We start from the raw sequence: 9833 nt of genomic DNA, 5'->3' as shown, positions 1-9833 counted from the left end.
TTGATTTTTAGTTTTTAAATTGATTTAATTAAATAAAAAGTTTAATAATGAAAATAAAAAAGTATTTTACGCTTTTAAGTCTGTTTTGTGTCTTTATTTGTTGTTCTCAAGATAAAGAAACGGTTAAAAAAACGACTTCAAAAGAGCAACCAATCTTGTTGGCAGATCCAACAATTTTTTTCGATAATGGAGTTTATTATTTGTATGGAACCACAACGGGAGATTTTCCTAATGGAGAAGGTTTTCAAGTGTACACTTCTTCCGATTTAAAAAAATGGAAAGGTCCCATTGGAGCACAAAATGGACTGGCATTAAAAAAAGGAGATGCTTATGGAACGAAAGGTTTTTGGGCACCGCAAGTTTTTAAAAGCAACAATAAGTTTTATATGATTTATACTGCCGATGAGAATATAGCCATTGCAAGCAGTGATAGTCCGCTTGGGCCATTTAAAAACGATTCTAAGGCTTCAATGTTTAATTCCGGCAAACAGATTGATCCTTTCTTTTTTGTTGATCAGGATGGCAAAAAATACCTTTATCACGTGCGTTTGACCAATGGTAATCGAATTTTTGTAGCTGAATTGAATGATGATTTCTCTGGAGTTAAAGAAGAAACGCTGAAAGAATGTATTTCTGGTATTCTTCCGTGGGAAAATACCCAGAATGTTTCATGGCCTGTTACAGAAGGTCCGACAGTTTTAAAACACAATAATGTGTATTATATGATTTATTCTGCAAACGATTTTAGAAATCCCGATTATGCAGTGGGTTATGCGACAGCTTCAAGTCCAATGGGACCTTGGGAAAAAGCAACTGAAAGTCCGATAATTAGCAGAAAAGATGTTGGCATAAACGGAGTTGGTCACGGTGATGTTTTCTATGATAAAAACGGAAAAATGAAATATGTCCTGCATACGCATTTTAGCAATAGCGGTGTTTCTCCAAGAAAAGCAGCAATAATCGATATTGATTTTGAAGGAAATAAAATCAAAGCAGATGCGAAAAGTTTTGTTTTGCTAACAGAATAAAACTTGTGATTTTAGAGTTGATAACGTGGGCTGACTTGTTTTTAAGTCAGCCTTTTTTTAACATTTTAACCTGCTTTTAACACAGATGCCATTTTAATATTGTCTATTTCAGTTCAGATTCGTACATTGTTAAAAATTACAGACATGACTAAAAAAATAGAAGACTTAATTCCGCATCGTGCTCCATTTCTCTTTGTAGATGAAATTATCTCTTATACAACAGACACAATCGTTGGTTTAAAGACGTTTACAGATAAAGATGCCTGGCTTCAGGGCAGTTTTCCCGATTTTAATTTTGTTCCGGGAACTATTTTGATCGAAGCTATGGCGCAATGTGGTGGTGCAGGAATAAAGCTTTTAGGAATCGCAGATGGCGTTTTTGGCTTGGTTAGCTTAGATAAAGTGGAGTTTTTTGGTGGTGTTGAATTCAATAAACTCGTTAAATTTGTCGTAAAAAACATTCGCACAAGCGAAAAAATCATAAAACAATCTGGTGAAGCCTTTGATGAAGATAAATTGATTATGAAAGGCGAATGGATGTGTGTGAAGCTTCAGTGAGAGAATAGATAATAGAGGAAAGAAGCAAGACGAAAGATTATAGAAAAACGCCTTAAGATTGGATTCTTAAGGCGTTTTTTTTACATTTTTGTGATGATGAATTCGCTTCGGCGATTGACTTGATGTTGCGCTTCTGTACATGGAACACCATTGGAGCAATTATTGATTAGCTGAGTTTCCCCATAACCAATTGCACTTTCTATTCTTTCGGGAGCAACTCCTTGAGAAATGAGATAATCTCTTGTAGCTTTTGCTCTTCTGTCTGACAATTCTAAATTGTATTGATCGTTGGCACGGGAGTCGGTGTGCGATTCAATTTTTATAACAATTGAGTTATACTGATGCATTAAGAGAACTACTTTATTTAATTCTATTGCAGCATCATAACGAATATCGGATTTGTCTAAATCAAAGAAAATAATTCCGATTTTTATTTTCAGAACTCCGTTTTCCCGAGCAATTAAAGCAGGATCCAAACCTACGAGAGCTTCTGTTTTTCCAGAGCTGTTTGCCGTAATAATGGCTTTAGTATTGGCGTTATAATTGTCCTTTGTAACCTCAATTGTATATGGAGTATTGCAATTTACGTTGTTATTAAAATCATATTTTCCGTCGAGCTGAGAAACGGTTTCAGCCACTTTTATTCCGTTTGCATTTTTAAGCGTTACCATTGCACCGGCAATTCTGTTGTTTGAAATAGCATCGAAAACATAACCGCTTATGGCTTGGTTGCACGATCTTTCAAAAGAGTAAATATCATCATCGCCTTTTCCTGTTTTTCTGTTTGAGCACACAAAACCTTTGTTAGTGGCTTCGTTAACGATATAACCAAAATCATCTCTATTGCTGTTTAAAGGCGCTCCTAGATTGGCTGGTGTGTCAAAAGCGCCATCGTTTAATCTGCTTTCAAATACGTCTAAACCTCCTAATCCTAAAAATCCGTCAGAAGAAAAATACAGCGCCTGATCGGTAATGTATGGGAACATTTCGCGTCCTGTTGTATTTATTTTTTCGCCTAAATTTTTAGGTTCCGAGAATTGATTATTGCCTAAAATATCAACTACAAAAATATCGGTAGAACCAATTGTTCCTGGCATATCCGAAACGAAATACAGCTTTTTACCATCTTTGCTTACAGATGGATGTCCGACTGAGTAATTGTCGCTGTTAAAAGGCAATTCTTTAATATCGGTCCATTGCGTGGTTCCATTTTGATTTTCTACAGCCGTTGCCGAGTAGATTTTCAGATTGTTAATGCCTTTACTGTCACGTTTTAATTTCCCGTTATAATTATTTCGTGTAAAGTAAATTGTTTTTTCATCTGGAGAAAAGGCAATGCAAGCCTCGTGATACTTTGTTGTAATGTCCTTTCCGAAGCGTTCTTTAAAAGTGACATTAGATTGCGTTTCGCTTATTTTTCCCAGTTGCATATTCAGATAAGGCTGATCGTTCCATCCGTATCGATCTGTTTTCCAATAGGAAGAATCAGCAGTAGTAGAATAAACCAAGTCGCCTTTGTAATACATTGGCCCAAAATCGGAATTAGCAGTATTTATGTCTAAATTTTCTAACAGAAAAGAAGGTTTTATATTTTCAATATCTTCTAAAGTGACATTTTTAAGAGAAAAATTCTTAGCTCTTGGATCTGTCGATTTTTGCTTTTCGGAGAAATTTTTCATCCATTTTTTTGCCAGTTCATAATTCTGAATTCCTTGCAGCGACTGTGCGTAACGAAATAAATATTCCGCAGAAACTTCATTCGGATAGTCAGCAATTAGCTTTCCGTACCATTTTGAAGCACTGGACATTTTTGTATTGAAATAATAAGCGTCTCCAAGTCGCTGAAGTGTTTCTTTAGAAGCATCTCCATTGTTGATGGAAAGTTCATACGATTTTGCGGCTTCAACATAATACATCTTATCAAAAAGAGCATCGGCAGTTTTGTTTTTGGTTTGCGAATGAATCAGCTGTAAAACCAATAATGCGAGTATAGTAATTGTTCTTTTCATAGACTATTCGTATTAAAAGAATCTTGGTGATTTTAGTCCTTTTTTGCGTGAAACCAGTTCAAAACGAAGCATAATTTCGTGCGTACCGCTATTGTAATTCTGCAAAGCGGTTGTAGTATAATCGTAAGCGTAACCTGCCATAATCATTGGCGTGATCTGTATTCCGACCAAACCGCTCACAGAATCTGATGTACGATAGGAAACTCCAAGTGTAAGAGCGTTATTGAACATAAAATTGGCAGATATATCGGCAATCATTGGAGCGCCAGCCACATATTTTAGGAAAAGAGCAGGTTTGAATTTGGTATGTGCCGAAAGGTCAAAAACATAACCTCCAATAAGATAAACGTGTATTCTCTGATTGACCAAATCTTCGCTGATATCATCGTAAGTATAACGTTCGCGGGTCATAAAATTCGGAATAGAAAGTCCGATATAATCTCTTTCTCCATGCCAATACAATCCAGCTCCAATAACAGGAAGGAATTTGTTGGTAATGTTTTCACGAAATTGTACATCGGGATCTTTATAACTTCCTTTAGACCAGTCGATATTGATGACACGTCCGCCTCCTTTTACTCCAAAAGATAGTTTATGATTCTCTCCAGATTTAATGGTATAAGAGAAATTGGCATCTAGATATTGCTCATCTGTTGGTCCGATTTCTTCGTTTACGATTGAAATTCCAAGACCTACATTTTTTCCGACTGGTGTATCGAGAGAAAAACTTTGAGTGTCTGGAGCGCCTTCAATACCAACCCATTGTGTTCTGTAAATTCCTGTTATAGCTAAATGTCCCAGCGAACCGGCATAAGCCGAGTTTACGGTGAGTGTGTTGTACATATACTGCGTGTATTGCGGGTCTTGCTGTGCAAAGGCTCCATATACCGAGAATAGAGTTATTATCGCGAAAACCTTTTTTATATTTTTAATCATAGCCAATTTTATTTTGGTTAATCCTATTCTTAAATTTTCTTTTTTCTGGATGGTTTTATTTGAGGTAAACCCATCCAGAGGTTTTTTTAGATCCGTCTCCTAAATCAAGGATATAGAAATAGGTGCCTTCAGGAAGCGTTTTAGCAGAACCTTCCGCTTTTCCGTCCCAAGTATTTTTATAACCTTTTTGGTAGTAAACCAAATTACCCCAGCGGTTAAAGATTTCGAGCTGATTATTTGGATACCTTTCAATACAATCAATGTAGAAGAAATCGTTTTGGCCATCGTCATTTGGTGAAAACTCATTATAGATTTTCAGACAGTTCGGCGAAACGGTCGCGCTATCCTGATTGTTTGCCGAATTGGTGTCGATCTGATCTAGTTTAACCAAATGGGCATTATTCAAATAATCATTAAAATCGACCACCTTAACGGTTAGTGTTAATGTTTGGGAAGTTCCTTTATTGATCGCTGGAATGCTCCAGATTCCTGTTTTAGAATCGTATGTTCCAGAAGTTACCGTTGAGTTTACTAATGAATATCCTTTAGGCAATACATCTTGCACTTCTACATTTGTTGCGGTTAAATTGCCTAAATTCTCTGCTGTTATGGTAAATACTACTTGGCTATCCATCGGAACATCTGTTTTATCGACTTCTTTATTGATGGCTACGTCGGTAGAAGGGATGTTGATAGATTCGGAATCTTCATCGTCTTCGCTCTGATCTCCGTTATCATTATTTGGAGTCGAATCTGGATCAAATTGATTGCTGGCAGTTACTTGAGCAATATTAACATAATCAACACTTTCCAGTCCAAGTGGGTTGGCTACAGTTGCCTCGTACGTTAGCGTAATGCCTCCGACAGGAACGGTTAAATCGACCCATTTTATAATGTCTTTGCTAAAGATACCTCCATTATTGATATTCGATATATTCTTGAATCCAAGCGGTATCAAGTCTTCAACAGCGACACCAGTAGCGGTGCTTGGGCCTTCATTGTTAAGCTGTAAGGTGAATGTGACAACTTCGTTTACATTTGCGTTTTTGTTGCTGGCTGTTTTTTCTAGACTTAAATCGGCAACGGCAACTTTGATTTGCAAACTGTCATAGTCATCTTCGGTCGTGACTCCATTATTTGGAGTCGAATTTGGATCTGGTAGGTTGCTGGCTATAACCTCGGTTATATTTGTATATTCGCCTGCTATGCCTGACGGCTTATTTACTGTTGTATAAATATCCAATGACTGATCGGTTCCGGTTGGAATATTTCCGACATTCCAAATACCTGTCACATAGTTGTATAAACCGCTCGTAGGACTACTGGTCTGATAGGTAAATCCAGGAGGCAGCAAGTCTTTTACTCTTACACCAGAGGCATCTGCAGGACCATCATTGGTTACGGTGACAGTGAAAATAACCGTTGAACCTACATCGTGAACGGCATCTTGATTAAGGGCTGTTTTCTTAATAGACAAATCTGCCATTACAATTACTGGTGTAACCGCAATGCTATCATAATCATCTTCAGTCGTAACTCCGTTACCTGGAGTACTGTCTGGATCATGCTGATCTGCAGTCATAATTTCTGCTGTATTCAAGTATTCGTCTGGAGTACCTGTTGGACTTTTTACAAAAACATTCAAAATTAAAGTATGACTATTTCCAGCAAGGATGATTCCCGGAGTCCATTCGCCCGTTACAGGATTATAAGGCCCCGATGTCGAATTATAGAAAATATAATCATATCCAGAAGGTAATACATCTTTTATGGTAACGCCTGTAGAATTGCTAGGGCCTGAGTTGGTTACTGTAATAGAGAATGAAATCTGCGATCCTACGGCAGGATTAAGTATATTATTGATTACTTTTTTCTCTATTGAAAGATCGGCTACTGCTGGAACAGGACTCAATAACACAGAACTGATGTCATCTTCTGAAGTAACTCCGTTATTTGGAGTTGAATCTGGATCCAATTCATTAGAAGCGTAAACCTCTGCAATGTTTTGATAGTCTCCGGTTGTATTGACTTTGACACCTATTTGTAAAGACTCTGAAGCTCCACTTGGTATAGTGCCAATATCCCAAATTCCAGTTGTATTATAATATTGTCCAGATGTAGAACTGTATACCACATATTCGTAACCGCTTGGCAGCATATCGAGTACTTTTACCCCAGTAGCATCTTGTGGACCGCTGTTGGTCACGGTTACTTGGAATGTAATTGTTGCTCCAAATATTGGGCTTAAATTTCCACCAATTACAGCTTTTACAAGAGATAAATCTGCCATTGGAGGAACAGGAACAGTTGCAATTTCTGCATAATCATTTTCAGTAGTAACTCCGTTGTTTGGAGTTGAATTTGGATCTGGAAGGCTGCTTGCAGTAACTTCGGCCGTATTTAAATAATTGCCAGTTGCATTTACAATAGCGGTTAACTGTAATGTCTGAGAATCTCCATTAACTAAAGAACCAATATTCCATTTTCCTGTGGTGCTGTTGTATGTTCCTTTTGTTGCTGTAAAACCGCTAAAGGTATATCCTGTAGGCAATAAGTCAGTCACTTCAACTCCAGAAGTATTCTGCGGGCCGTTATTTGAAACAATGATCTCAAAAGTTACCGATGATCCAATTAATGGAGTAGGATTATTAACTGTTTTGGTTAAAGATAAATCAGCAGATTGTCCTAACGGTGAGGTTGTAGCCGTTCCATAATCATTTTCAGTTGGATCTCCGTTTCCAGGTGTTGAATTTGGATCTGGTAAATTGCTTGCTGTTACTTCTGCAATATTTACATAATTTCCTGTTGGGTTAACAATAGCTGTTATCCTTAAAACTTGCGAATCTCCATTTAGAAATGTGCCAATTGTCCATTTTCCTGTTACAGCGTTATAGACTCCTTTTGTGGCACTATAAGTAACAAAAGTGTATCCAGTAGGCAGCAGATCGGTTATTTCAACACCAGAAGTATTCTGTGGACCATTGTTTGTTGCAATTATTTCAAAAATAACTGGCGACCCTACTAATGGAGTGGTATTGTTGACCGTTTTAGTTAAAGATAAATCTGCGGCTTGAGCATTTGGAGTGACTGTTGCCGTTGCATAATCATCTTCTGTTACAACCCCGTTATTTGGAGTCGAATCAGGGTCAGGAAGCGCACTTGCCGTTACTTCGGCAATGTTTACATAATTTCCTGCCGGATTTACTATAGCTAAAATTTGTAAAGTCTCTGATTTTCCATTGATTAAATTACCTACAGTCCATAATCCAGTCGTTGGATTATAAGTTCCTGTAGAAATCGTGAAATTAGAATAAGTGTAGCCGCTTGGAAGTAAATCGGTAACCGTTACACCCGAAGTATCTTGTGGCCCGTTATTAGTTACAATGACTTCAAAAGTAACCAAAGAACCTACTAATGGGTTGTTATTGCTTACTGTTTTGGTCAATGATAAATCTGCAGATTGTGCTGTCGGAGTAATAGTTGCTGTAGCATAATCATTTTCAGTAGGAACTCCATTATTTGGAGTAGAATTAGGGTCAGGAAGATCGGCTGCAGTTACTTCGGCAATATTAAGATAATCACCAGTAGCATTTACTATGGCTGTAATTTGCAGTGTTTCAGATTCTCCATTGGCTAAATTACCAACTGTCCAAAGACCTGTTGATGGATTATAGGTTCCTCTAGAAAGTGTGAAACCGCTATATGTATACCCTGAAGGCAACAAGTCGGTTATTTGAACTCCCGTATTATCCTGTGGTCCATTATTGGTAACAACAACCGCAAAAGTTACTGGTGAGCCGGCTAGAGGCGTAGTATTGTTTACTGTTTTGGTTATTGATAAATCAGATGATTGCGTTACAGGTGTTGTTGATACTTCTGCATAATCATCTTCTGTCGTTACTCCATTATTTGGAGTTGAATCAGGATCTGGCTGATTACTTGCTGTAATTTCGGAAGTATTTGTGTAATTTCCTACAGTATTTACTATCGCTGTTATTTGTAAAGTATGAGTCACACCGATGGCGACATTTCCAACAGTCCATACACCTGTTGCCGAATTATAGCTTCCAGCAGTTGCACTATAAGACGTATAAGTATAACCAGAAGGCAGTAAATCGGTAACAGCAACGCCATCTGCGGCTTGAGGCCCTGCATTGCTTACTTGGAGGCTAAAAGTTATTTGAGAGCCTACAAGTGGAGTAGTGTTGTCTACTGTTTTAGTTAATGATAAATCGGCCGATGCTGGTACAGGAACTGTTGTCGCTTCTGCATAGTCATCCTCTGTTGTAACACCATTATTTGGAGTAGAATCAGGATCTGGCTGACTACTGGCTGTAATTTCTGCACTATTGGTATAATTTCCAGAAGCGTTTACTATAGCTGTTATTTGTAAAGTATAAGAATCTGAAATAGGCATATTTCCAACTGTCCAAAGACCCGTTGCTGGATTATAGCTTCCTGTCGTTGCGCTATACGATACATAAGTATATCCAGAAGGCAGTAAATCGGTAACAGTAACTCCATTTGCTTCCTGCGGACCAGAATTTGTTACTTGAATACTAAAGGTTACTTGTGAACCAACAGGCGGTGTAGCATTACTAACAGTTTTAGTTAGTGATAAATCTGCTGATGTTGGAATAGGAACTGTTGTAGCTTCTGCATAATCGTCTTCTGTTGTAACTCCGTTATTTGGAGTAGAATCAGGATCAGGAAGACTAGCGGCAGTTATTTCGGCTTTGTTTAAATAATCGCCGCTTGGGTTTACTTTTGCCACAATTTGCAGTGTTTCTGCATCACCAGCTACTAAATTACCCACAGTCCATATTCCTGTAGCGGTGTCATAAGTTCCTGTAGAAACGGTAAATCCTGTAAAAGTATAACCAGACGGAAGAACATCTGTAACTTGTATGCCAAAATTATCCTGTGGGCCATTATTGGTTACTACTACTTCAAAAGTAACCAGAGAACCCACTAACGGTGTAGTATTATTAACAGTTTTAGCCAAAGATAAATCTGAAGACTGCTGAATAGGAGTAGTTGTAGCTGTTCCGTAATCGTCTTCTGTTGGCACTCCATTATTTGGTGTTGAGTCAGGATCTGGAGTATCACTATTGGTAACCTCTGCAATATTGGTATAATCTCCTGTTGCGTTGACTATTGCGTTAATTTGTAATGTTTCAGACTCACTGCTTTCTAATATGTCCAGAGTCCATAAACCAGTTGTACTGTCATAAGTTCCACTTGTGGCGTTAAAAGTAGCAAAAGTATATCCAGAAGGCAGTAAATCGGTTACTTGAACTTG

The 9833-nt window shown here is 37.8% G+C and carries 5 protein-coding genes; 2 read left to right on the top strand and 3 right to left on the bottom strand.

The features are described 5' to 3' along the window. Nucleotides 1–47: 47 nt before the first annotated feature. Together B3J44_RS10295 and B3J44_RS10290 are read left to right on the top strand one after the other, a co-directional pair. On the top strand, nt 48–1028 hold the full coding sequence (locus B3J44_RS10295; RefSeq protein ID WP_286968299.1) for a glycoside hydrolase family 43 protein: 981 nt from the start codon (nt 48–50) through the stop codon (nt 1026–1028). A gap of 144 nt (nt 1029–1172) precedes the next feature. Continuing rightward, complete coding sequence (locus B3J44_RS10290) at nt 1173–1586, top strand: 3-hydroxyacyl-ACP dehydratase FabZ family protein (protein WP_198855957.1); 414 nt, start codon at nt 1173–1175, stop codon at nt 1584–1586. Between the two features lie 80 nt (nt 1587–1666). Here B3J44_RS10290 and B3J44_RS10285 read toward each other — a convergent pair whose 3' ends face one another. The 3 genes from B3J44_RS10285 to B3J44_RS10275 form a co-directional block, all read right to left on the bottom strand. Then, a complete protein-coding gene (locus B3J44_RS10285) occupies nt 1667–3595 on the bottom strand; it encodes an OmpA family protein (protein ID WP_286968296.1) in 1929 nt (642 codons plus the stop codon). Nucleotides 3596–3607: 12 nt separating this feature from the next. Beyond that, nucleotides 3608–4531: a PorP/SprF family type IX secretion system membrane protein gene (locus B3J44_RS10280; protein WP_198855955.1), complete on the bottom strand. Its 924-nt coding sequence runs from the start codon at nt 4529–4531 to the stop codon at nt 3608–3610. Between the two features lie 55 nt (nt 4532–4586). Beyond that, nucleotides 4587–9833: gliding motility-associated C-terminal domain-containing protein (locus tag B3J44_RS10275; protein ID WP_286968295.1), on the bottom strand; the 5247-nt coding region annotated here is incomplete at its 5' end.

This window comes from Flavobacterium sp. UBA4854 (assembly GCF_002399805.1).
Taxonomy (GTDB): Bacteria; Bacteroidota; Bacteroidia; order Flavobacteriales; family Flavobacteriaceae; genus Flavobacterium; species Flavobacterium ginsengisoli.
This window is presented reverse-complemented; position numbering and strand designations above follow the sequence as displayed.

Excerpts from the sequence above, each read along its gene's own strand:
- B3J44_RS10290 (WP_198855957.1), top strand. The coding sequence starts at position 1,173 with ATGACTAAAAAAATAGAAGACTTAATTCCGCATCGTGCTCCATTTCTC.
- B3J44_RS10295 (WP_286968299.1), top strand. The coding sequence starts at position 48 with ATGAAAATAAAAAAGTATTTTACGCTTTTAAGTCTGTTTTGTGTCTTT.
- B3J44_RS10285 (WP_286968296.1), bottom strand. The coding sequence starts at position 3,595 with ATGAAAAGAACAATTACTATACTCGCATTATTGGTTTTACAGCTGATT.
- B3J44_RS10280 (WP_198855955.1), bottom strand. The coding sequence starts at position 4,531 with ATGATTAAAAATATAAAAAAGGTTTTCGCGATAATAACTCTATTCTCG.